Source organism: Metabacillus sp. 84 (genome assembly GCF_050107715.1).
Lineage (GTDB): Bacteria > Bacillota > Bacilli > Bacillales > Bacillaceae > Metabacillus_B.
The window spans coordinates 217,762-239,726 of record NZ_JBNILN010000001.1 but is presented as its reverse complement, the minus strand read 5'-3'; the positions used below and the strand labels follow the sequence as shown (position 1 = coordinate 239,726).

Genomic DNA, 21,965 nt, shown 5'->3' with positions numbered 1-21,965 from the left:
TGAAATGTGAGCAAGCCACCAGGAAAAGAGCTGAATTTTGAAGAAAAGCTCTTGCGGTTTATTAAAAAGAACCGCCGGAACTCAAAGACCCACGCTGTAATAGGGCTTGTAGTTGCCGCTGCAGTTATGTTCGGGTTCTCTTTCGCTGAGAGGCCCCCGGCTCCGGCGGTAACGCAATATGAAGATGAGGTATTTACAGCTTCGTTCATGGGAGACGTCATGATGGGCCGGAATGTGGAAAAAGTTACCGAAGTGAAAGGCCAGGATTATTTGTTTCAGCATGTGAAGCCGCTGCTGCAGAATTCTGACTACATCACAGCAAACTTTGACCATCCCATTGTCCTGGATGAGAAACTCCCGAAAAATGAATCAAAGCATATTCAGCTTAAGACGGATAAACAGACAGCCAGGACTCTCCAAAACATGAATTTTACAGCTGTCAGCTTAGCGAACACCCATGCGATGGATTACAACGTACAAGGCTTATATGATACGAAAGAGACACTTAAAGAACATGGGATCGGGGCTGTTGGAGCAGGATCAAACTTAAAGGATGCCAAAAAATCCATCCATTACGAAAACTACAACGGCTTGAAAGTAGCGACCCTGGGTTTTACAGATGTCTACGCTGAAGGTTCAAATGCGACCGAATACAACAGCGGAGTCCTGGCTATGGAGCCGGATAACTTTGTTCCCATGATTGCAGAAGCCAAGAAAAATGCCGATTTTGTATTTGTTCATGCGCATTGGGGACAGGAGTATGATACGGATCCCCATCCCCGGCAAAAAGATCTGGCTAAAGCGCTCGCGGATGCAGGAGCTGATGTGGTCATCGGCCACCACCCGCATGTCCTCTCTCCTGTCGAGGTGTATAAGGACAGTGTCATTTTCTATAGCCTCGGAAACTTTATCTTTGACCAGGGATGGACGAGAACGAGGGAGAGCGCCATTGCCCAAATGAGGCTGATGGAGGACGGAAAAGCAAGATTTGAACTGACGCCTCTGGAAATTAAAGGAGCTCAGCCTGCTCCGATCCGTGAGATGAATCAGCTTCAAATGAAAAAAATGAAAGCTCAGCTTACGAAGGATTCTCACAATCTGGACTGGCATGAAGAGGACGGGAAGCTGGTCTTTGAAAAAGACTTCTCAAATAAACTCGATTAAAGCAGGGATGCAAATGAGAAAGAAAAGGCTCTGGACAGCACTGGCAATCCTGCTCATTGTCATTTTGCTCGTTGCACAATCCGGACTGCTAAAGAAATCATTTGAAGGAGAAGCGGCTGTCAGTGCCAACCATCCGCTGGCTGTAAAGGCAGGCATGGAAGTGATGAACAGCGGCGGAAATGCGATGGATGCTGCGGTGGCGGTTTCTTATGTGCTTGGTGTTACAGAGCCCTATGGCTCTGGTCCCGGTGGCGGCGGGATGATGATCGTTTATAATCCTGAAAAGAACTTGAAAAAGGTATATGATTACAAAAATTCCGCCCCAAAGGATGGGAAAGATTCAAAGGATCAAATCGCGGTTCCCGGATTTATAAAAGGACTTGAGCATGCTCACAGGGAGCAGGGGAAGATGGAGATGGATCAGCTTCTTAACCCGGCCATTCACTATGCTTCCAAAGGGTTTAAAGCTGACGAATTTCTCTCTCAGCGGCTGATCGATGCGGAGGATCAATTTGACGGACAGCTGCCCGAAGCTTTTTACCCTGACGGAAAGGCTGTAAAGAAAAATGAAGTCATCAAACAGCGGGAGCTTGCTGAAACACTAAAGCGAATTCAGAATCACGGGAGCAAAGGGTTTTATGAGGGAGAATTGGGAGATGCCTTTACGAAGGAAATGGACAGCGTAACTGCAGAGGACTTAGAGGATTATGAAGTAAAAGAAGAAATACCGCTGGAAGGAAAATTTGGAGAGTACAGGATCATGACATCTCCTCCGCCGGCTGGAGGGATTTCTCTTCTGCAAATCGCAAGACTGGCTGATTTGTATAAAGGAGAATTTCAATCCAATAAAGTGACCAATTCTACTCATTTAATAGGAGAGTTTACGAAGCATTCGTATCATGAACGCATTACAGAGATCCAAGATCCGGCATTCGGGGAAGTGGATGCTGACCGGCTATTATCGGATGAGCATCTGAAAAACATGGCAGATGATATGGATTTTGATAAAGCATCTTTCGATATCGAAGTGAATAATTCAGAAGCAGACGAAGAGGACCATGACAATACCACTCATTTTGTGATTAAAGATAAAGAAGGTACAATGATTTCGGTCACAAATACGCTCGGGGAGTTTTTTGGTTCAAAAAAACAAGTAAACGGCGTTTTTATGAACAATTCGCTAAGCAACTTTAGCGATGAGAAGGACTCAGTGAACCGGCTTGAGCCGGGAAAACGCCCTAACAATTATACATCCCCTGTCATTCTCGAAAATGATGAAGAAATCGTCGGCATCGGAACACCTGGAGGAAAGAGGATTCCAACGGTTCTTGCACAGGTATTGATTCAAAGAGAATATTTTGATTCATCATGGCAGGCAGCTATAAACGAACGGCGTTTTTATATTGAAGATAACGAGATTACGATGGAACCGGGTTATCCGGAAAACGTCCGGGACAAGCTTGAAGATCGCGGCTATGATGTCCGGGTGAAGAAATCACCTTTTTATTATGGAGGCGTTATGGCCTTGACTATAGATAAGAAAAGCCAAAAGGTGTCCGGCGCAGCTGATCCAAGGAGAACAGGCACGTGGAGTTCATCCAAATAATCTACAGGAGGAATCGGAATGAAAGTATTGAAAGGAATCTGGTCTACTTTTGCAGTTATGGGAATCTTGGCTCTAATGATCGGTTTTAAGCATACGGAAGTGATGGAACCGGTTGAGAAGACAGCTGTCGCAGAGGAAATGCAGAAGGTTGCAGCCCGGCAGCAGGCAGAAGCAAAACAGCAGGCAGCAAAGGAAAAGAAGAAAGCAGCGGACAAAACGGCGCCTGAAGAGACGCAGCAAGTTCCAAAGCCAGCATCTGCAGAATAATAATATGACCAAGCCCGGGGCTATTCCCCGGGCTTTTATATTATTCTCAAAATCTATTTTAACCATGTCTAATAATAAGAAATGAAAGCCTGAATTTAGCCAGTTCTGTTGCACAGCATCATAGTATGACGAAAAACATAGTTAAATAGCCCTGAAATGAACCTTTTACAAAATAGAATTTTCGGACTATTTAATCTATTCAGATAAGATTTATAATAGTTTTGTAACGAAAAATTTCATTTTCATGAAAAAATGTATAAATTTGTGCGTTTTTTTGTGAGATGCGGGGGGTCTTGGGTTGAGGAAATTGAAAAGATCGGTAGAAAGACACAGCAAACGCTGGCAAAGGGCAGCGGTCGGTACGGCAGTAGCAAGCGGCTTGCTGCTTGGGTCATTGCTTCCAGCAGGGGGACAAGCACTTGCTGCTGAAGCGCATTCGCATGCTCCGGAGTCGGCGCCAATAGACTACAATATCATTCCTGAAGAGAGACTGGCAAAATCTCTTAAAGAGAGAGGCGTAATTTCAAAATCTGCCACACAAAGCGAAATCAATAAAGCGGTTAAATCGTATATTGAGGAAAAAGAAGGGGAAAAACCCTCAGTAGCAGCAGATTCCCACGGACATTCGATGGATGCGAAAGTAAAAGAATTCATGGCTAAACAAAAAGCGAGCATTCAGAAGAAGCTGGGTAAAAACAAGGCTGCAAAAGGCAAACCCAACGGCCTCGTTAAAGTAAAACCTGCAAAAGATGCAGCGTATAGTGGAAATGTCCGTGAAGACAAAGTTCTTGTCCTATTAGTAGAATATTCTGATTTCAAACATAACAACGTGGTACAGGAAGAAGGCTACATGTACTCTGATGACTTCAACAAAGAACATTACGAAAAATTGATGTTCGGGGATGAAAAATTCACCATGTTCAACGGTGAAAAAATCAGCACATTCAAGCAATATTATGAAGAGCAGTCAGGCGGAAGCTACACAGTTGACGGAACAGTCTCCGAATGGCTGACGGTACCTGGAACAGCTAAAGAATATGGAGACGATAATCCTAATGGCGGGAATGACAATGCATTGCCAAAAGGACCGCGTGATTTGGTTAAAGATTCACTGAATGCTGCTGTTAAGGCTGGGATGGACCTTTCCGAGTATGACAAGTTCGATCAGTATGACTTAGATGGAGACGGAAATCAAAACGAGCCTGATGGTCTTGTCGATCATTTAATGCTGATCCATGCTGGTACTGGTCAGGAAGCTGGAGGCGGTTTGCTTGGAGATGATGCAATCTGGTCGCATAGATGGGTAGTCGGCAATCAGCCGTACAGTGTACCAGGAACGACATCTTCAGTACCGTATTGGGGCGGACAAATGGCGGCATTTGATTACACGATCCAGCCTGAAGATGGAGCTGTCGGTGTATTCGCCCATGAATTCGGCCATGACCTTGGCCTTCCAGATGAATATGACACACAGTATACGGGTGCAGGTGAACCGGTTGCTTCCTGGTCCATCATGAGCGGAGGAAGCTGGAATGGGAAGATTGCCGGAACAGAGCCGACAAGCTTTTCTCCAATGAACAAAGAATTCTTCCAAAAAGGAATGGGCGGCAACTGGGCCAATATCACAGAAATGGATTATAACGACCTTAACGCGTTTGGCTTCTCTACAGTCATCGACCAAAGTGTAACGAAGTCCAAAAACCCGGGAATCGTAAAAATCAACCTTCCGAAAAAAGCAGTGAAAGGAATTGCCCCTGCTTTTGGAAACCAATATTACTACAGCACAAAAGGTGACGATCTCAATACAAAAGCAACCTCTCCTGAAGTGGACTTAACGAATGCCACAACTGCAAAATTCGATTACAAAGCTTATTTTGACATCGAATTCGATTACGATTATCTGTATGTGAATGCAGTAAAAGCTGACGGTACAAAAGTTCTTATCGATACGATCGGAGACGAAGATACTGACAGCGATGCACGCGCAGAATCCTCAAAAGGCCAATGGGTGGACAAGTCCTATGATCTGAGCGAATTTATAGGAAGCAAAATTAAACTTGAATTCAACTATGTAACAGATGGCGGGCTGGCTCTTGACGGCTTTGCAATGGACAACCCGACATTGACAGTTGATGGAAAAGTTGTCTTCTCTGATGACGTTGAAGGAACACCTAAAATGATGCTGGATGGATTTATCGTTTCTGACGGAAACTTCTACAAAGACAACTACTACTACCTTGAGTGGAGAAACTACGCGAAAGCCGATAAATCTCTCGCCTACTCCAGGGGTGCTGTCTACAATACAGGTATGCTCGTATGGTACGGCGATGAAAGCTACACAGATAACTGGACAGGCCCAGCACACCATCCGGGTTATGGCTTCATCGGTGTAGTGGATTCCCATCCGGAGACCGTATTCGGAATGCTGAACGGCAAACCAAGTGCTGCAAACAGCACACGCTATCAGGTAGCAGACGCTGCGTTCTCATGGGACAAAACAAAAGCATTCACCGTGTCCTCTCCGACCCGCGGAGAATATACATTCAAAGGAATGCTCGGAAACACGTTGTTCGACGACTCCCAAACATACATTGATTACGATCTTCCGGATGCAGGGAAAATCCTTCCGAAGCATGGCTTGAAAGTACAAGTTATGGGAGAAGCGAAAGATAACTCTGCCGGTATGGTCTGGATCCGCAAATAATTCTGATAGAAAGAAGGGCTTTGTAAAAAGGGATATGACAGGGTCTCCTTTCCTGGATCCCCGGAATAAAGCCTTCCTTCCATAAAAGTGCTCAGAGCATGCTCTGAGCACTTTTTCTTATTGTTTGGCCCGCCTTGCATCATGCAGGGAGAGGAATTTCTGCTCCATTTTATTCATAGCTTGACGGGGGTGTTTTTGCCTCCTATCCTCATTGCTGAGCTCCGATCGCCAGTCCGCCTGGTCTGCCTCACCTCCGGCCCCACCTCCGGTAAAGGGCTAAAGCTCTGACCCCATCATGATTAATCGCTTGCAGCACAAGAGACTGCTTTTGCTCTGCTCTGTCCCCGAAAAGGAGGAAAAAGGGGGTCGGAGGATGCCTCCGATCCCGATTATGTCAACTTGATTTCCTCCGACCCCGACCTTTAAAGGTGTTGTGAGAGAAGGGAAAAGAGCTTTCCGCCTCTGGCCCCCAATGCTTTGCAGTACTGGGGGACGGAGGCAAAATAACGCAGTACCACCGCATAAAAACAAAAAAGCCGGTGCCTAAGCTTTAACGCTTTATCTGAGTGAGAGCCAGACCCCGAATTTAGGTTCAGGCCCTTCATTCAGAACCCATATCCAAAGTATATACAGATCACCATCATTCATGACTAAATACCCATTTTTGCGAATTTCCCATATTCCAGACTATAGCAATCCTTCCACCATGTTTTTTATTTAAAATTTTAGTATTTTTCGAAAGTGGTAGCCAAATATTGTACAAGTTGTTATACTTCATAATTATATTTTAGATGAGGAGGAGAGGACGATGGGTAAGCTTAGCAGCAAGGATCAGATTCTGATCAGTGTTATGCTGTTTTCGATGTTTTTTGGGGCTGGCAACCTGATTTTTCCAACATTCCTTGGCTATTCTGCCGGTACTCATACATTTTCATCTCTTGCAGGGTTTATTGCTACAGCCGTCGGGCTCCCTGTGATGGTCGTTATGGCAATCGCCATTCATGGCAGTGCCGATCAGCTGAATCAGAAGGTCCACCCTTATTTTGCTCTTGTTTTTCCAATTGTCATTTATCTTTGTATAGGACCTGGACTTGCCATTCCACGGGCAGCGACAATCTCATTTGAAATGGGAATGAAGCCCTTTCTAGGAGAAGGAACCGCGGGAGATCAGGTTCAATTAGGGATTTATACACTGTTATTCTTCGGAATGGTTCTATGGCTTAGTCTTTCTCCTTCTAAACTTATAGACAGGCTTGGAAAAATTCTGGCTCCGGTAACGTTAACGATTATTGGAGTGTTATTTGCAAGAAATCTTTTTTCTCCCCCGGAGTCATTTGCAGCTCCTCAGAAAACGTATCAGGATAACTCATTTTTTCAGGGATTCCTTGACGGCTATTTAACAATGGATGCATTGGGAGCGATGGCTTTCGGCGTCCTGATTGCCAATACCGTCCGTTCAAGAGGGATGAAAACGAAGACGGAAATTTCCCGCAGTATGATGACTGTTGGACTGGGAGCAGGTATTCTCTTAGCTTCTGTTTACAGCGTTTTAGCCTATCTCGGCGCTTCTTCAGCGGGCTATGGTGCAGCGGAGAACGGAGCAGAAGTTTTGACCCTTTTGACAAGAAATCTTTTCGGGGATGCGGGTCTTGTCATCTTGGGTGTCTTGTTCACCTTCGCGTGCCTGAGTGTGTCAATAGGCCTTGTCATAGCATGCAGCCAGTACTTTTATAAGCTCATTCCAGCACTTTCCTACAGGATTTGGGCAGTGGTGTTTTCAGCAGCCAGTATGCTGATTGCCAATCTTGGCCTGAATCAAATTTTAAGCATTTCCGTTCCGGTTTTAAGCATGATCTATCCGGTGCTTGTTGTCTTAGTCACGATCGGCCTGATGGAAAAAGTCTTTAAGGATCATCAGCCTGTATATTACACAGCCGTTTTGTTTACGGGAATTTACAGCGTTGCTGAGTTTTTGAATACATCCTTATTTAATGGAAGCCTTGATCCCATTATCGGAACCATTCCTTTTTCTGCTGAAGGAATCGGCTGGCTTCTCCCTGCTGTGGCAGGAGCTGCTGCGGGTTATGGTTTCAGCGTACACCGGAAAAACAGACAACCCGCTGAACAGTGAAAAGAGGCCTTTACCAGGGCCTCTTTTTGATTGCCTATAGTGAATATCCCCCGTCAATAATCAGGTTGTGGCCATTGATATAGCTGGAGTCAGGACTCGCCAGAAAGAGAACCGCTTTAGCAATTTCCTCCGGCGTACCGAATTTTCCACGCGGATGATCCTTCTCTGCCTTTTCGTAGGCTTCTTCATTGGGATAAAGGCTTTTAGCCAGCCTCGTTTCAACCGGTCCAGGGGAAATTGCGTTGACCCGCACATTCCGTTTTGCAAACCTTGAAGCCAATGATTTGGTCATCGCAATCACTCCTGCTTTACTGGCGCTGTAAGCAGGAAGAGCAGGCGGGAATTTTCCGGTTCCGACGATGGCTGCATTGTTTATAATGCTCACCGGCTCATCTTTCGAAAAATGTTTTTCACCGTGCTTGATCATAAAGTATTGGGATTTCAAATTAATGCTGAAAAGCTTTTCCCAATCGTCCTCATGAATTCTGCTGAGCGGGCCTATGGCCGTATTCCCTATTCCTGCGTTGTTAAATAGGACATGAAAGCTGTCCTGGTCTTTTCCAAACTCTTCAAAGAATGACTGAACACTGCTTTCCTGGCTGATATCCGTTTTTGAAAAAGTGATACGGCCTTCCAGACTGCGGGATTGATCTTCAAGCTCTTTGCCGCTTTGTTCATCCCGTCCCAATGCGTATACATGAGCGCCTTTCTCTGCAAAGGAGAGAGCGGCTGCTTTGCCGATTCCTGCAGTGGCGCCTGAAATGATGACTACTTTGTTCTTCATGTAAAACATCCTTTCATCCCTGCATTTATTCGTTTCCTTCAGACTTCGCCATTCTCACGAGAATATGGGATAGATGCCCGCGGTGCTCCTCGTTTCCAGCCTTCCAGAGCTCTTTGAGCAAGTACTCTTCGCGGTTTTTCGGTTCCACATTATTCGCCAAATACTCAGCAGCTGTTTTGGCTGCCTTTGCCATTGTTTCTTCGCTTAATCCCATTTTTTCGCCCATGCTGACCTTGTCATTTAAGTAGCTTTTGAAGTGTTCGAAATTCTCCAGAATCTGATCCATTTCCTGCTTGCTCATCTGATCCATTTTGCCTTCTACTTTTTCTTCACGAATCGCGGTATCTTTTTCAAAACCCATGTTCATCCACCTCCTGGAAGATTAGTATTGTATTAGCCCCCCGGGAAGCGGGATAAACGAAATTTAGGTTTTGGATGTGCTGCTCCTATTCTTTTATTACATAATAGAGGATCAGGCAGACGATCCCGGCACTCAATGAGCCAAGCCAATCAAGTGGAAAAGAAGGTCCTGTCTCAGGAATCAGCAGGCCGCATGCCACCAGCAGACCTGTCAAAAGTGATCCGGCGATTCCTGCTTTAACAGAGTTTAAATTGTGCGTATTTTTTTTCTTGAATAAAGATTGCTGGATCGTCCGGAAAAAATACAGGATTAACAGCGGCGTAAAAATTAAAATTACGCTGAGCGTTACTCCGGATTTGATCAATGAAACGGAGGGATCAATTGATAGGAAAGGTCCGGCACCTAAAAGAATTAGTCCTCTTCCTGCTAAAATCCAGCCCAATAAATTCATTAGCTGTGAAATATAAAACTTCACTTTGCTTTTTTTGCTGTCCTTTGGAATAAGGGCGATGAGCTCATCTGCATATCCCTTAGGGTCGCTGCCGAATAAAACCTCTGCTTTCTTTCCCTCTTTTTGAGCTTCCAGCAGGTGTTCCAGGATTTCCATGAGGATTTCCTCCGTCTGCTGGGCTGATAAAGAAAGCTGCATGCGGAGGTAAAGCAGAAAGTCTGAATAAACCTGCTCGTTTTCATTAGTTAAAAGCCCGCGCTTTTCGTTATTCATTTTAATCAGCTGCTTCGCTTGCATCGTTCAATCCTCTCCTTCAAATAGTAAGCTTACGGGTACAGAGATTTTGTTCCATTCCTGCTTAATGATTTCGAGAGCTTCTTTTCCCTCCTCCGTCAATTCGTAATATTTGCGGTTAGGGCCTGATGGAGACGGCTGCATCTTCCCGAGTATCCAATTGTTCTTCTGAAGTCTAAGCAAGACGGGATAGATTGTCCCCTCGCTTACCTCATTCAGACCTGCTGTCTGAAGTTTTTTGGATAATTCGTAGCCGTAAACCGGCTCTCTTTGAATGACAGCCAGGACACAGCCATCCAAAATGCCTTTTAGCAATTGACTGCGACTTGACACAATCAACCCTCCTTTGCTGTATTGCATAACAAGATAGTGGGGCGTAAAGTTAGCTACCTTGCTAAGCAAAGTAGCTGACTTTACGATACATTTAGTAAGGAATACTGTCAAGAAGATTTTGACTTAATCTCCTGAAGATTCTGTCGAAGTCTCGGCCGTTTCGATTAGAGCCGGATTTGCATCTGTTTCTTCCAGCTCGTCCAGCCTTGCAAGGATTCTTCTTTTTTGGTAAAGCATTGTTCCAGTTTCGGCAAGTTCTTTAATCATGGAGCGATTCGTTAAAGCCCCAAACACCATTCCTGCAATCGGAATCATCTGAAGAAGCTTTTTGATTCCATATGTGTCTCTGTAGGAATACATGACTTCCCTCCACCCTTGAAGCTGGGAAAAGACTTCGGAGGAATCGGTTCTCTTATGAAATCCTGCCAGCTCATTTAGGATGGCCTGTTTTCCAACGATATCCGCTGAAGTAAATTGAAGGCATTTAACGATAAACACCCGCTCTTCTTTTTGCTTCGGATCATATCCGTGGGCAATCGCAATCTCCTGCAGAGTTTTAAGGGAGAGCCCCAAAATAACAGGGATATCCAAAGCGAGAGTGAACATTCCTCCAAATCCTGTAGAAGCTCCTTGAACCGTCGCAAGGTTGCCGCGTGACGCTCTGATTTCTTCACATACCTTTTTCATGTCTGCAACAGGGATCATTGCTGCTTCTTCGATCGTTTCAATTTCTCTCCCTGACTTTTCAGCCAGTTTATTGAGCATCATTTTCTCCTGAGTCAGGTACTTTCCTCCTGACTGAACGTAGCTGCCGATTTCATCCAGAAGAACTCCGATTTTTTTCTGCAGAAAAGCAGGGGTGATCCTGTCTAAAAGCTTAAAAGGGAGCCGGGTGATTTTTTCCCAGAACCATAAGCCCTGCTGATCTTTTTCCCATTTTTCCACTTCAGATAATGAGTGCTGCAGTAATTCTTTCGTTTCCATACAATCTCCCCCTTTTATGGTTAGTAGCTAATAGTACGTATATTCAATCGGCAGGTTTCAGTCTGTCCGATGTCCGGATGGGTTATGCTGCAGGATGAGAGCAGCAGGGACACATTCATTATAGCAGGTGGAGTCAGTAAGTACTCTGGACATTCGGGCTTGTACCCGTTAAGATGATGAAATCATAAAAGAAAAGGAAGATGTTTTTGGCTCAAATACGATTAATGGGCAGCAAGGAAGAACTGGAAGCTTTTCATATGTTCTTTTGAGAGAAATTATTCGGTTTCTTATACATCAAAAGAGTATGGCAGAACAAATCCTAAATACAAACACTCTAAGGATGAGCGGGTTTTTAAAAAACAAGTCTATGGGAGAGTAACCATGAAAAGAACAGGGGAGAGAGTCCGGCTTAGGGAATTGGAAGAAAAGGATGCGGAGCAGCTGTACCCGATTTGGTCTGATCCGGAAGTGGTCCGTTATTTAAATATGCAGGCAGCAGGCACGATAACCGAAGTCAGATCCATGATCTATATTCTTCGGTCACTCTCGGGAAAGAGGAAAGCATTCCGGTGGTCAATTCTTGATCAGAATACGAACGAATTGCTCGGAACATGCGGATTTAACGAGTGGGATGAGGAAAATTCCAGAGGTGAAATTGGCTATGAGCTCGGCATGCCTTATTGGGGCCAGGGTTACATGGCAGAGGCGCTTCAATTGTTGTTTGATCTTTCCTTTAGAGAGATGGGGGCAAACAGGATTGAAGCAAAAGTCGTGCCCGATAATCTAAGTTCGATCGGTCTTCTCAAAAAGCTGAACTTCCGGTACGAAGGAAGGCTGAGGAAATACGAATGGATGAATGGGAAATTTCAGGACGTTGAGCTTTTTTCTTTGCTCAAAGAAGAAATGAGGGATTAAGCGGCAGGTTCATGGGGGAATGAATGAGGGGAGGGATCAATAATCATGCAAACAAGAATTGAGAAGGATACAATGGGGGAAATTGAGGTTCCGGCAGATAAAATGTGGGGAGCCCAGACACAGAGGAGCAAGGAGAACTTTAAAATCGGTACCGAAAAAATGCCGCTGGAAGTTATTTATGCATTTACCGTTTTAAAACGAAGTGCGGCTGTTTCCAATGAAAAATTAGGAAAGCTTACGGCAGCAAAAGCAGAAGCGATTGTCCAGGCATGTGATGAAATTCTTGATGGGAAGTGGGACGAGCAGTTTCCGCTGGCAGTTTGGCAAACGGGAAGCGGCACTCAAAGCAATATGAATGTAAATGAGGTTGTCGCGAGAAGGGGCAATGAGATTCTTGGTGAAGGGGAAGCCAAAATCCATGCAAATGATGATGTGAACATGAGCCAGAGCTCAAACGATACGTTTCCGACTGCGATGCACATTGCCGCTTTAAGAGCGGTAAAAGACCAGCTCCTTCCTGCTGTGGAACAGCTCCAAAAGACGCTGGAGGAAAAATCCGGTCAGTTTCAGGACATCGTGAAAATTGGCCGGACTCATTTGCAGGATGCGACTCCGATTACACTTGGCCAGGAGATCAGCGGCTGGTCCTATATGCTTGAACGATCAAAGGGAATGATAGAAGAAGGTACTTCCCACTTGCTTAACCTTGCGATAGGAGGAACAGCTGTTGGAACCGGCATCAATGCCCATCCTGAATTTGGGGATGAAGCAGCTCAGGAAATTGCCAGGTATACAGGCTTCCCATTTATTTCTTCTGCGAATAAGTTCCATGCATTAACCTCTCACGATGAAATGGTTTATGCCCATGGAGCCATTAAAGGGCTGGCTGCCGATGCAATGAAAATTGCAAACGATGTGCGCTTTTTAGCCAGCGGCCCCAGATGCGGTATTGGCGAGCTGATTATTCCTGAAAATGAACCTGGAAGCTCCATCATGCCAGGGAAAGTCAACCCGACGCAAAGCGAGGCTTTAACAATGACGGCGGTTCAGGTAATGGGGAATGATGCAGCAATAGGCTTTGCAGCAAGCCAGGGGAACTTTGAATTAAATGTATATAAGCCGGTCATTTTGTATAACTTCCTTCAATCCGTCCGACTGCTTTCAGATGCCCTTCTTTCCTTTAATGAGCACTGTGCCAAAGGGATCCAGCCGAATCATGAGGTGATCGGCAAATACCTTAAAGAATCTCTCATGCTCGTTACGGCATTAAATCCGCACATCGGATATGAAAATGCAGCAAAAATTGCGAAGCATGCCCATAAAGAAGGTCTGACGTTAAAAGAATCGGCTTTGCAGCTTAATCTTCTTACTGAAAAGCAATTTGATGAATATGTCATTCCAGAGCAAATGACTAAACCGAAATAATGACCGTCTCTTATAGGGTGCTGTTTCTCAGAAGCAGCGCCCTTTTCCCATAAGCTTTCATACTCCGCTTCCATGCAATTTCCAGATTATAACTCAGGGTAAACCCTTTTTTCAGCAAATAATAAAATCACCCGGCAAGGATAAAAAACACAGGCGGATTTCGAACCATGTGAAAAAGATAAATGAAGGAGTTTCAACCTTATGAATTTACATCAGCTGCTTTTATCTTCATCCATCCGTCCCGAGCCTGAATTGGAAAATCTTAAATCCATTGAAATAAAAGGGATTACGTCCGATTCAAGATGCGTGAAGGCGGGAGATTTTTTTATTGCCATTTCGGGTCATGACCAGGATGGACACCAATATATCAACGCTGCGATTGAAGCAGGGGCTGTGGCTGTCGCTGGAGAAAAAGCACTTAATAACCTTCCTGTTCCCTATGTTCACCTGAACGACAGCAGAAAGCAGATGGCGGAAATGGCCATCGCTTTTTACGGCAATCCTCAGCAGAAACATAAAATGATCGGAATTACCGGAACGAACGGGAAAACCACGACTGCTTATATGATAAAACATATAGTAGAATCAGCGGGATATTCCTGCGCCCTTTTTGGTTCAATCGCCAATTACATAAATGGAAAATGGTACAGAGCCTCCAATACAACTCCGGACAGCCTCGAGCTTCAGAAATTGCTTCATCTGAGCAGGGATGAGTTTGCAGTGATGGAGGTTTCATCACATGGCATCAGCCAGCATCGCGTGGAAGGCCTTCAATTTGATTACGCGCTGTTTACGAACCTCGACCGGGATCATCTCGATTACCATGATACGATGGAGGAATATTTTCAAGTGAAGTCCCGGCTATTCGCCCAGATGTCCCCTGCAGGGAAGGCGATTGTTAATACGGATACACCGTGGGGAAGGAAGCTTACAGAAAATATAAAGGCAGAAGGACATGATGTTCTGACATTCGGGGAAGGCCTTGAAAATGACCTTAGTTTATCAGAATGGAAGGCAAATACGCTACCGTCTGCCATTTTTAAAGAAACTGAAAATAGAGGTCATTTTATCCAGCTTGCGATTCCAGGTCTTCATAACGTGTTTAATGCAGGACTGGCTTTTCTGGCAGCTCAACAAATCGGGATCGAATCGCGAGTGATTCAAGAGGCGCTGTTAAGCTTTTCCGGAGTTCCCGGCAGGAATGAGATGTATGTGCAGAAGGGCGAGCCTACCTGCATGGTCGATTATGCCCATACTCCTGACGCGCTGTATCATTGTCTGAAAACTGCAAGAGAATGCGGGGCAGAAAATGTTTATCACATTTTTGGCTTCAGGGGAGGGAGAGATGAATCAAAGCGCAGCGAAATGATTCAATTGTCCTCTGATTTGAGTGATGGATACATTCTGACACAGGATGATGCCAACGGTGTACCCGAGCATGAATTAATGGATGAATTAATCAGGCTTCAGGAAACATTCGGCAGTGAGAAGGGATCTCTTATTCCTGACCGTACTATGGCTATCAAGCATATGTTTAAGATTGCAAAACCAAAGGACTGGATTGTCGTTACGGGTAAGGGGGACGAGCCCTATCAGCAGCAATTTGAGCTGCCTGCAGCAACAGATGGAGAAACGATCCGGTATCTTCAAAAAAAACTGATTCAGAAATGAAAAAAAGGAACCCGGGATGCTGCAGGGTTCCTTTTTTTGTTTTCATCCATGTAAGAATATGCAGCGAATTCAATTAATTTACATTGTTTTCAGATTGTGAAGTTGATATTCTAGAAAAGGACTAACTATGAACGGAACAGATAAGGAGAGTAAATCCATGAAGCAGATCCTGCACACGATGATCGCGGCTTTCACACTATTCATTATCATGCACCCGGACAAAGCAAGCGGCATTAAGGATCCTGACCTTTCGCTGAAAAGTGAAGGAGCCGTTTTAATGGATGCAAAAACTGGGCGTATTTTATACGAAAAGAATGGTCATGCTTCTATGTACCCTGCGAGTATTACAAAAATCGCAACCGCTATTTATGCAATTGAAAACGGGGATTTGGATGAAATCGTAACAGTAAGTGAAAAGGCCAGGAATGCAGAAGGGACTAAAGTTTTTCTGGAAGAAGGAGAGCAGGTTCCTCTTAAACGGCTGATTCAGGGAATGCTGATTAACTCCGGAAATGATGCGGCAATTGCTATAGCTGAACATATGAGCGGAAATGTCGAGCAGTTTTCGAAGGATTTGAATGAATATTTACTAAAAGACGTTGGGGTTGAGCAAACGAACTTTGTAAATCCAAGCGGTCTGTTTGATCCGGACCATCGGACAACTGCAGCGGATATGGGCAAAATAACAAAGTATGCCATAAAGAATGAGCAATTTGCAGAAATTTTTGGAACAAAATCTATGGAATGGGAAGGGGAGACCTGGCAAACGACTCTTTTAACCCACCATAAAATGCTGAAGCAGCGGCCTTATGAAGGGGTGACGGGCGGAAAGAACGGGTTCGTGTCCCAATCAGGCTTTACCCTTGTTACAGCAGCGCAAAAAAATGGGTTAAGCTTAATTGCAGTAACACTAAAGTCCCCTAATGACAGTGGTACGTATAATGATACAGAAAAATTACTTGATTATGGATTTGGACACTTTGAAACGAAAGAAATCGCGCCTGCGGCTTCGCTTGTAAATGATAAAAAAGAACCGCTTCAACTAACGGAACCTATTCCCTATACTAAAGGCAAAGATGAAAAGGTGACAACAAAGATAAATCGGCTAAATGAGCTGGTTGTACACGGCGAGGATGGGCAGGAACTGGCTTCAGCAAAACTGGAATCCGCTATTCCGGAAGGCCAGGGCATCAGTCAAAATCTGCAGGAAAATAAAGAAGAAGAGGACAAGTACTTCAGCAGTCATTTTTTCCTGGCAGCAATTGCAGCCTTCCTTTTAGTGACCTTTATTAGCGGTACTTTATATTGGCAGACGAAAAGATAGCAAAAAGTCCATTAGGGCTTTTTGTTATACAGCTCAAAAATAGCGAACAAGACAGCATAACAAGATTATAAAGAAAGACATCCTGGAATAAAAGGCTCTTAAGTCAATGATTGTAACCCTAAAGATACTTAAGATCAGTTTAAAAGAATGGTTATCATAAAGCATTATGCTGATTGCCAGCACCTGTTAATTGGAGCGGAAGGCTTACGCAAGCCTGCTGCGATCAAAAGCCGAGTTGAATAGAATTAGAAAAAGCCCGGGAATGCTTATTCAGCACTCCCGGGCTTTATTTTACAGATTTATAATGTGCCGGAATCTGAATCCGGCTGTTCATGCTTCTTCCGATTAAGAAGAGGATACACAATCAGGCCTGCAAGGAAGAGACCTATGCCGAGGAAGAATGTCTTAAGGTCTGACGTTCCGGAGATGATAACGTACACACTGTAGATCAGCGCCAGTGAAGCAATCAATCCTTCTCTTACTCTGGATCCTTTGATTTCGCTGAACGTTTCGCCGTTTAAAACGAGCTTTAAATAATAGATAGAAGAAACAAGGTATGGAATCAGATAGGCAAGTGTAGCTGAAGTTGTCAGGAACGTGTAAGCTTCACTGATTGTGCCTGAGATAACTGAAAAGATAAACAGCTGTGACATGATATTGGTAATCGTGAGGGAAACCACAGGGCTTCCTTTTTTATTGTTTTTTCCGAATGCAGCCGGGAAAATTCCAGACTTGGCTGCCTGGTAGGCGACTTCTGAGCTCATTAAAATCCAGCCCAGAGTAGAACCGAATAAGGAGATAAGGGCAAGAATGGCCATCGCTGTCCCGCCGGCGTCTCCAAGGAAAAGAGCGAGAACATCAACAAATGGCTTGTCAGACTGCATTAACTCTTCTCTTGGAATAACACCCATTGTAAGCAATGTCGTAATCATATAAATGGATAGCGCAACCAGCAATCCAAAAATCGTTGCTTTTTTTACATCTGATTGGGAGCGGGCACGCCCGGACAGGATCACAGCCGATTCGATTCCTACAAAAGCCCAGAGGGTTGAAACAGCTGCAAGCTGTACCTGCTTAAAAAGTCCTTGTGGTTCCCCGTTTGATTGGACTTCGAAGTACCATTCTCCAGTGCTTGCTCCCTGAAATGCGAACAGGGCAGCGCCAATAAAGAGCATAAAGCCGATTACCTTCGATGCGGTAGCAGCAAAATTCAGCCGGCCTGCTGCATTCAAATTGTTCACAAGAATTGTATGAGTTCCCCATAATAAGATGGTGCAAACAGCAAAAGTAATCAGCCGGCCTTGTTCGATTTCCTGAGGCCCGACAGAAAAGAGGACGGTCGTATCTTTCATGATTGGAAGAAATGCCGATAAGTAACCTGCAAAGCTTGTGATGATGGCAACATTGCTGATCCAGTTTGCTACCCAGTAGCCCCACACCATACTAAATCCTGCAGCCTTTCCGGTTTTCTCTGATTTAAACATGGCCCTTGCGTAGCTTTGAGGCCCCCCGGTTAACTCCGGCTTTCTCACCGAAAGATTTCCAAATACGAGGGCAATCATTAAGACCCCGAGGCCGGTAACCAGCCATGCAGAGGCTACTCCCATAGGACTGGCCATTTGTGCAAGTGTGCTCGGAAGCATGAAAATGCCGGATCCGACCATATTTCCGATTACAAAAGCAGATAGCAGCCAAAAGCCCCATTTTTTTTGTTCCATTGTAAATCCTCCTTATATGATTTGCTGCTTAAAGGAAGATGGAGGACGTTATGCACATAAATAAAAACGCATGGAGCAATCCATGCGTTTCCTATACATAGTCGCCTCAACCTATCTCCTGATAGCGCTCCGCGATGAATACTGCGGCAGTCCTGTATTTATTAAATACAGGCCCAGCAAGGACTGATGATTGGTATCAGCTTGCTTCGGCACCTTTTCCTTTCAACAGACATCAACAGCCCCAACGGCTTCAGCCCGGTTACTAATAATTGGTGCAACCTCTACCTCACCGAGATATGGAGTGAGGATTTTTCTTATTGAATTATGATACTTGAAAATGATAAATGATTTCATAAGAATCGTCAATGGAAACATCAGATTACCTTAACCTTCCACCTGCGAATCCGTCAGAAAATTATAAGTATTCTCTTGGTTTTTCCCAGTAAATCACCTATAATTTAATCAAGACTGACAAACTGTAACACAAAGGGGATTAGAATATGGGCAGTTTGGGATTTGGAGAAATCTTATTGATACTAGTGGTGGCACTGCTGCTGTTTGGACCAAAAAAGCTTCCGGAGCTTGGGAAAGCAGCAGGAAGAACGCTCCGGGAATTCAAAAATGCTACCCGCGGGATGATGGACGAGGATGAAGAAAAAGCAAAAAAGACAGATGAAAATCGTATCTAATAGATAGAAAATGAACCGGCATAAGGCAGCCGGTTCATTTTTTAATTGGCTATGTTAAAGCATGGGGCTGATTACTAAAACCTGTTGACTGAAAAGAAGGGCGTGAGCCTTTACGTTTGAGAGCGGCAGGATAGGGCAGATCCCGCTGCCGCATAGCGGCAAGGAGGCTTACCGCCCGCCCAAAGATAAACGAACGCCTGCTGGCTGTAATCAAAAGCTAAATTAACAGAGCCTTTTATTTAGATTGGATATCCGTATGGATAAGCTTTAAACGGGCTAACCATTTGACGGTGGGGGTTCTTCGCAGTCACACTAGTCCACCGGCAGGTCCAATTTGATTATTTACTCCATTGGCTGTGCAGAATCGGTTACTTCTTCAGGGACTTCCAGGTCATTCAGTTCATTGTACTTGCTGAACGTGCCATCGACTTTCTGATCGAGGGCAATGGTTTGGCCTTCAACATCTACTGTCATTGACATCATGACAGTTGTAGTATTCTGCAAGAAGGTCTCTTTATCAATTGAATAAGAGAGCTTTAAATCAGTTAATTCTGCAGATGCACCGTCTACGCCAAGAGAAGAAGTAATTTGATTAACCATATCTCCATAAAGATTTAGGAATTCTTCCTTCGGTTCATCAATAGAAATGATGTATTCACTGTCTTCTTCTTTGACCTTAATATCTCCTGCAACTTCTTGTAATCCTTCCAAATCAGCCGCCGGGTTTGATTGAGCTTCAGATCGTACCATTGGGTTATTAGGATCTGTGGCCATTACGGCCCACTCTCCGCCATTTTGAGATACATAAGAGTTGTCTTTGGTTACATATGATTCAAAAGAAAATTCAGACCCGTCTGCTGCAGATTTCGTTGTATTTACAGTGTGGATCAGCATTGGATCCATATTTTGCTCTATTTGCATAGAGGCATCCGTTTTGATTTCTTGCTGTCCATCATCAACAGTCTGGTCCACTGTCATTTCACTGGAGAAGCTCTTCACATCTTCATAAGCCGCAATCGACTTTTCCAAAACCTGTTCTGCAGTTAATTCTTCTGCAGGCTGTTCTTCTGATTTTTCTGTTTCTTCCGCTGCAGGCTCCTCAGCTTCTGCTGCTTCTGCTTCTTTTGCTTCTGTTCCATTTTCAGACGCTTCATCCTCTTTTGACCCTGTAGCTGTTTTCTCCTCTTTGGGAGCGGCAGTTGTTTCTTCCTTCGCCGTACCGCAACCGAATAAAACCAATGAAAGGATCAAAAACATGGAAGAAAGTTTTGCTGTCATTTTCAAATGTGTCACTCTCCAGTCGTTTTTTTATACAGCCTTTGGGACTGCTAACATAAAATTCCATACCCTTGGTTTTCATAAACCAAACAGAAATTTAAGATAAAATACCTGTTTTATTTAAAAAAATTTCTATTATACCCTTATTTTGGAATAAAATGACGATTTTTCTCGAAAAATTGTAATTGCAAATTGACAAACTATTCGTATATAATGAAACTACAAAATCATATTTATGCGCTTAATCCCACACGGGAACGGGGGAACCAATCAGTGCGGCCGCACTAGGGGTGAATCCTTTTACAGGTAGGACATATTCTCTTCGTCCGAATCCGACAGCTAACCTCGTAAGCCTAAGAAGAGACGCTTCAGTGGAATGTCAAGCTACGGATCCGAAATTTGACCCTATAAGCCGCGAGATCTCTTCTCGCGGCTTTTTTGCGTATTTTCCAGAATGGGTTTTACAAGCATCTTGTTTTGGGTAAATCTGCTAGGCTACACTTCTAATCTAACAATTCGTAAAACGGGAGGTCATTTATGAAACTAGCGACGAAAATTATTATTGGACTTATTGCCGGAGCTATTGTCGGAATTATTTTAAACGTTACTTCTCCGGATTTATTTAAACAGCTGGATACGTTCCTATTTACTCCGCTTGGACGCATCTTCCTGAATTTAATAAACATGCTCGTTGTTCCCATTGTCTTCTTCTCTATTACTCTTGGTGTAGCAGGCCTTGGAGATCCGAAGAAGCTTGGAAGAATCGGCTTGAAGACCATTGGGTTTTTCCTTTCGACAACAGCTATTGCAATTACAATTGCACTGGGTTTGGCACTCATCATCCAGCCTGGAAATGCTGGGGAGTTTAATACGGAAAGTGCCAGCTATGAAGCGCAGGAAGCTCCTTCCGTTTCAGATACACTGCTGAATATTTTCCCGAAAAATCCAATTGAAGCAATGGCGAGCGGCAACATGCTTCAAATCATCGCATTCTCTGTATTTATTGGAGTTGGAATTGCGATTCTTGGGGAGAAAACATCTGCTCTGAAAAAGGTCCTTGAACAAGGAAATGAGCTAATGATGTATCTTGTCGGGCTTGTTATGAAATTTGCGCCATACGGGACGTTTGGTCTGATTGCGACAGCAATTGGCAGCCAGGGATTCGATGCGATTAAAGCGATGGGAGTTTATTTTATCGTCGTTCTTATTGCACTTATTGTTCACGCAATCGTGACGTATGGTTCCAGTGTCATGATCTTTGCGAAAAAGAATCCAATCTGGTTCTTTAAAGGATTTGCACCGGCAATGACCGTTGGCTTCAGTACGTCAAGCAGTAATGCGACTCTTCCGCTTTCGATGGAAACAGCCCAGAAAAATCTTGGCGTTCCAAAGCAAATCAGCGGATTTGTTCAGCCTCTTGGGGCAACCATTAATATGGATGGAACGGCGATCATGCAAGGGGTGGCTACAGTATTTATAGCCCAGGTTTATGGGGTGGATTTAACGATCACGGCTCTATTGACCGTTGTTCTTACAGCTGTCCTTGCAAGTATCGGAACGGCGGGGGTTCCTGGAGTAGGATTAATTATGCTGGCACTTGTCCTGAATTCAGTTAATCTTCCAGTAGAGGGGATAGCCTTAATACTTGGAATCGACCGTCTTCTTGATATGGCCAGAACTTCACTTAACATTACCGGGGATGCCGCATGCGCAGTAATCGTGGCAGAGACGGAAAAGAAGAATGGAAGCCTGCCAACTGAAGAAAAAGTTGTGCAAAGCATGTAAATCTTTCAGGAGAAAAGCCGGCAGCGGTAAAGCTGCCGGCTTTTTGTATGACCGGAAATTTTCTGCAGAATACTTGTCTTT

18 protein-coding genes, 1 pseudogene and 2 riboswitches are annotated in these 21,965 nt (G+C 44.3%); of the genes and pseudogenes, 12 read left to right on the top strand and 7 right to left on the bottom strand.

Features of this window, described 5'->3' with window-relative positions:
• The first annotated feature begins 6 nt into the window (after positions 1–6).
• The 5 genes from ACQCV8_RS01275 to brnQ all read left to right on the top strand — a co-directional run bounded on the left by ACQCV8_RS01275 (position 7) and on the right by brnQ (position 7,872).
• Positions 7–1,164 (top strand): CapA family protein, encoded by a 1,158-nt coding sequence (locus ACQCV8_RS01275; RefSeq protein ID WP_426842729.1) that lies wholly within the window; start codon positions 7–9, stop codon positions 1,162–1,164.
• Positions 1,165–1,177: 13 nt separating this feature from the next.
• The gene (locus ACQCV8_RS01270) at positions 1,178–2,770 is read left to right on the top strand and encodes a gamma-glutamyltransferase family protein (protein ID WP_426842728.1); all 1,593 of its coding nucleotides are present in this window, start codon (positions 1,178–1,180) and stop codon (positions 2,768–2,770) included.
• Between the two features lie 18 nt (positions 2,771–2,788).
• Entirely contained in the window at positions 2,789–3,037 is a 249-nt protein-coding gene (locus tag ACQCV8_RS01265) for a hypothetical protein (protein WP_426842727.1), read from the top strand.
• Between the two features lie 307 nt (positions 3,038–3,344).
• The gene (locus tag ACQCV8_RS01260) at positions 3,345–5,741 is read left to right on the top strand and encodes an immune inhibitor A domain-containing protein (RefSeq protein ID WP_426843342.1); all 2,397 of its coding nucleotides are present in this window, start codon (positions 3,345–3,347) and stop codon (positions 5,739–5,741) included.
• An 808-nt stretch (positions 5,742–6,549) separates the two neighbouring features.
• Positions 6,550–7,872 carry a branched-chain amino acid transport system II carrier protein gene (gene brnQ, locus ACQCV8_RS01255; RefSeq protein ID WP_426842726.1) on the top strand — a complete coding sequence of 441 codons (1,323 nt, stop codon included), beginning with the start codon at positions 6,550–6,552 and terminating at the stop codon, positions 7,870–7,872.
• Between the two features lie 34 nt (positions 7,873–7,906).
• On the opposite strand, the gene ACQCV8_RS01250 is transcribed toward brnQ, so the two are convergent.
• From ACQCV8_RS01250 to ACQCV8_RS01230, 5 genes are all read right to left on the bottom strand, one after another.
• A complete protein-coding gene (locus tag ACQCV8_RS01250) occupies positions 7,907–8,656 on the bottom strand; it encodes an SDR family NAD(P)-dependent oxidoreductase (protein WP_426842725.1) in 750 nt (249 codons plus the stop codon).
• A 25-nt stretch (positions 8,657–8,681) separates the two neighbouring features.
• Entirely contained in the window at positions 8,682–9,017 is a 336-nt protein-coding gene (locus ACQCV8_RS01245) for a DUF3243 family protein (protein WP_426842724.1), read from the bottom strand.
• A gap of 85 nt (positions 9,018–9,102) precedes the next feature.
• On the bottom strand, positions 9,103–9,765 hold the full coding sequence (locus ACQCV8_RS01240) for a DUF1129 family protein (protein WP_426842723.1): 663 nt from the start codon (positions 9,763–9,765) through the stop codon (positions 9,103–9,105).
• Between the two features lie 3 nt (positions 9,766–9,768).
• Positions 9,769–10,095 carry a PadR family transcriptional regulator gene (locus ACQCV8_RS01235; protein WP_426842722.1) on the bottom strand — a complete coding sequence of 109 codons (327 nt, stop codon included), beginning with the start codon at positions 10,093–10,095 and terminating at the stop codon, positions 9,769–9,771.
• A gap of 123 nt (positions 10,096–10,218) precedes the next feature.
• Positions 10,219–11,079: an EcsC family protein gene (locus ACQCV8_RS01230; protein ID WP_426842721.1), complete on the bottom strand. Its 861-nt coding sequence runs from the start codon at positions 11,077–11,079 to the stop codon at positions 10,219–10,221.
• Between the two features lie 255 nt (positions 11,080–11,334).
• Between ACQCV8_RS01230 and ACQCV8_RS01225 the strand changes: the two are divergent.
• The 5 genes and pseudogenes from ACQCV8_RS01225 to ACQCV8_RS01205 form a co-directional block, all read left to right on the top strand.
• Positions 11,335–11,421, top strand: a pseudogene (locus ACQCV8_RS01225) (DUF3970 family protein); the annotation flags it as partial.
• Between the two features lie 39 nt (positions 11,422–11,460).
• Complete coding sequence (locus tag ACQCV8_RS01220; protein ID WP_426842720.1) at positions 11,461–11,994, top strand: GNAT family N-acetyltransferase; 534 nt, start codon at positions 11,461–11,463, stop codon at positions 11,992–11,994.
• Positions 11,995–12,039: 45 nt separating this feature from the next.
• Positions 12,040–13,419, top strand: coding sequence for a class II fumarate hydratase (fumC, locus tag ACQCV8_RS01215; protein ID WP_426842719.1), 1,380 nt, complete (start codon positions 12,040–12,042; stop codon positions 13,417–13,419).
• Between the two features lie 201 nt (positions 13,420–13,620).
• Entirely contained in the window at positions 13,621–15,090 is a 1,470-nt protein-coding gene (locus ACQCV8_RS01210) for a UDP-N-acetylmuramoyl-L-alanyl-D-glutamate--2,6-diaminopimelate ligase (protein ID WP_426842718.1), read from the top strand.
• Between the two features lie 157 nt (positions 15,091–15,247).
• Positions 15,248–16,414, top strand: coding sequence for a D-alanyl-D-alanine carboxypeptidase family protein (locus tag ACQCV8_RS01205; protein ID WP_426842717.1), 1,167 nt, complete (start codon positions 15,248–15,250; stop codon positions 16,412–16,414).
• 299 nt (positions 16,415–16,713) lie between these two features.
• Here ACQCV8_RS01205 and ACQCV8_RS01200 read toward each other — a convergent pair whose 3' ends face one another.
• Positions 16,714–18,132 (bottom strand): amino acid permease, encoded by a 1,419-nt coding sequence (locus tag ACQCV8_RS01200; protein WP_426842716.1) that lies wholly within the window; start codon positions 18,130–18,132, stop codon positions 16,714–16,716.
• 114 nt (positions 18,133–18,246) lie between these two features.
• A riboswitch (Lysine riboswitch) is annotated at positions 18,247–18,424 on the bottom strand.
• 208 nt (positions 18,425–18,632) lie between these two features.
• On the opposite strand from ACQCV8_RS01200, the gene ACQCV8_RS01195 reads away from it, so the two are divergent.
• A complete protein-coding gene (locus ACQCV8_RS01195) occupies positions 18,633–18,821 on the top strand; it encodes a twin-arginine translocase TatA/TatE family subunit (RefSeq protein ID WP_426842715.1) in 189 nt (62 codons plus the stop codon).
• Between the two features lie 342 nt (positions 18,822–19,163).
• Here the strand turns inward: ACQCV8_RS01195 and ACQCV8_RS01190 are convergent, their stop codons facing one another.
• The gene (locus tag ACQCV8_RS01190) at positions 19,164–20,099 is read right to left on the bottom strand and encodes a DUF6612 family protein (RefSeq protein WP_426843341.1); all 936 of its coding nucleotides are present in this window, start codon (positions 20,097–20,099) and stop codon (positions 19,164–19,166) included.
• 228 nt (positions 20,100–20,327) lie between these two features.
• Positions 20,328–20,467, top strand: a riboswitch (cyclic di-AMP (ydaO/yuaA leader).
• A gap of 169 nt (positions 20,468–20,636) precedes the next feature.
• On the opposite strand from ACQCV8_RS01190, the gene ACQCV8_RS01185 reads away from it, so the two are divergent.
• A complete protein-coding gene (locus tag ACQCV8_RS01185; protein WP_426842714.1) occupies positions 20,637–21,884 on the top strand; it encodes a dicarboxylate/amino acid:cation symporter in 1,248 nt (415 codons plus the stop codon).
• The last annotated feature ends 81 nt before the right edge of the window (positions 21,885–21,965 follow it).

Coding starts and splice junctions, on each gene's coding strand:
- ACQCV8_RS01195 (WP_426842715.1), top strand. CDS start 18,633: ATGGGCAGTTTGGGATTTGGAGAAATCTTATTGATACTAGTGGTGGCA.
- ACQCV8_RS01185 (WP_426842714.1), top strand. CDS start 20,637: ATGAAACTAGCGACGAAAATTATTATTGGACTTATTGCCGGAGCTATT.
- ACQCV8_RS01220 (WP_426842720.1), top strand. CDS start 11,461: ATGAAAAGAACAGGGGAGAGAGTCCGGCTTAGGGAATTGGAAGAAAAG.
- ACQCV8_RS01190 (WP_426843341.1), bottom strand. CDS start 20,099: ATGACAGCAAAACTTTCTTCCATGTTTTTGATCCTTTCATTGGTTTTA.
- ACQCV8_RS01250 (WP_426842725.1), bottom strand. CDS start 8,656: ATGAAGAACAAAGTAGTCATCATTTCAGGCGCCACTGCAGGAATCGGC.
- fumC (WP_426842719.1), top strand. CDS start 12,040: ATGCAAACAAGAATTGAGAAGGATACAATGGGGGAAATTGAGGTTCCG.
- ACQCV8_RS01205 (WP_426842717.1), top strand. CDS start 15,248: ATGAAGCAGATCCTGCACACGATGATCGCGGCTTTCACACTATTCATT.
- ACQCV8_RS01230 (WP_426842721.1), bottom strand. CDS start 11,079: ATGGAAACGAAAGAATTACTGCAGCACTCATTATCTGAAGTGGAAAAA.
- ACQCV8_RS01265 (WP_426842727.1), top strand. CDS start 2,789: ATGAAAGTATTGAAAGGAATCTGGTCTACTTTTGCAGTTATGGGAATC.
- ACQCV8_RS01245 (WP_426842724.1), bottom strand. CDS start 9,017: ATGGGTTTTGAAAAAGATACCGCGATTCGTGAAGAAAAAGTAGAAGGC.
- brnQ (WP_426842726.1), top strand. CDS start 6,550: ATGGGTAAGCTTAGCAGCAAGGATCAGATTCTGATCAGTGTTATGCTG.
- ACQCV8_RS01200 (WP_426842716.1), bottom strand. CDS start 18,132: ATGGAACAAAAAAAATGGGGCTTTTGGCTGCTATCTGCTTTTGTAATC.
- ACQCV8_RS01270 (WP_426842728.1), top strand. CDS start 1,178: ATGAGAAAGAAAAGGCTCTGGACAGCACTGGCAATCCTGCTCATTGTC.
- ACQCV8_RS01240 (WP_426842723.1), bottom strand. CDS start 9,765: ATGCAAGCGAAGCAGCTGATTAAAATGAATAACGAAAAGCGCGGGCTT.
- ACQCV8_RS01210 (WP_426842718.1), top strand. CDS start 13,621: ATGAATTTACATCAGCTGCTTTTATCTTCATCCATCCGTCCCGAGCCT.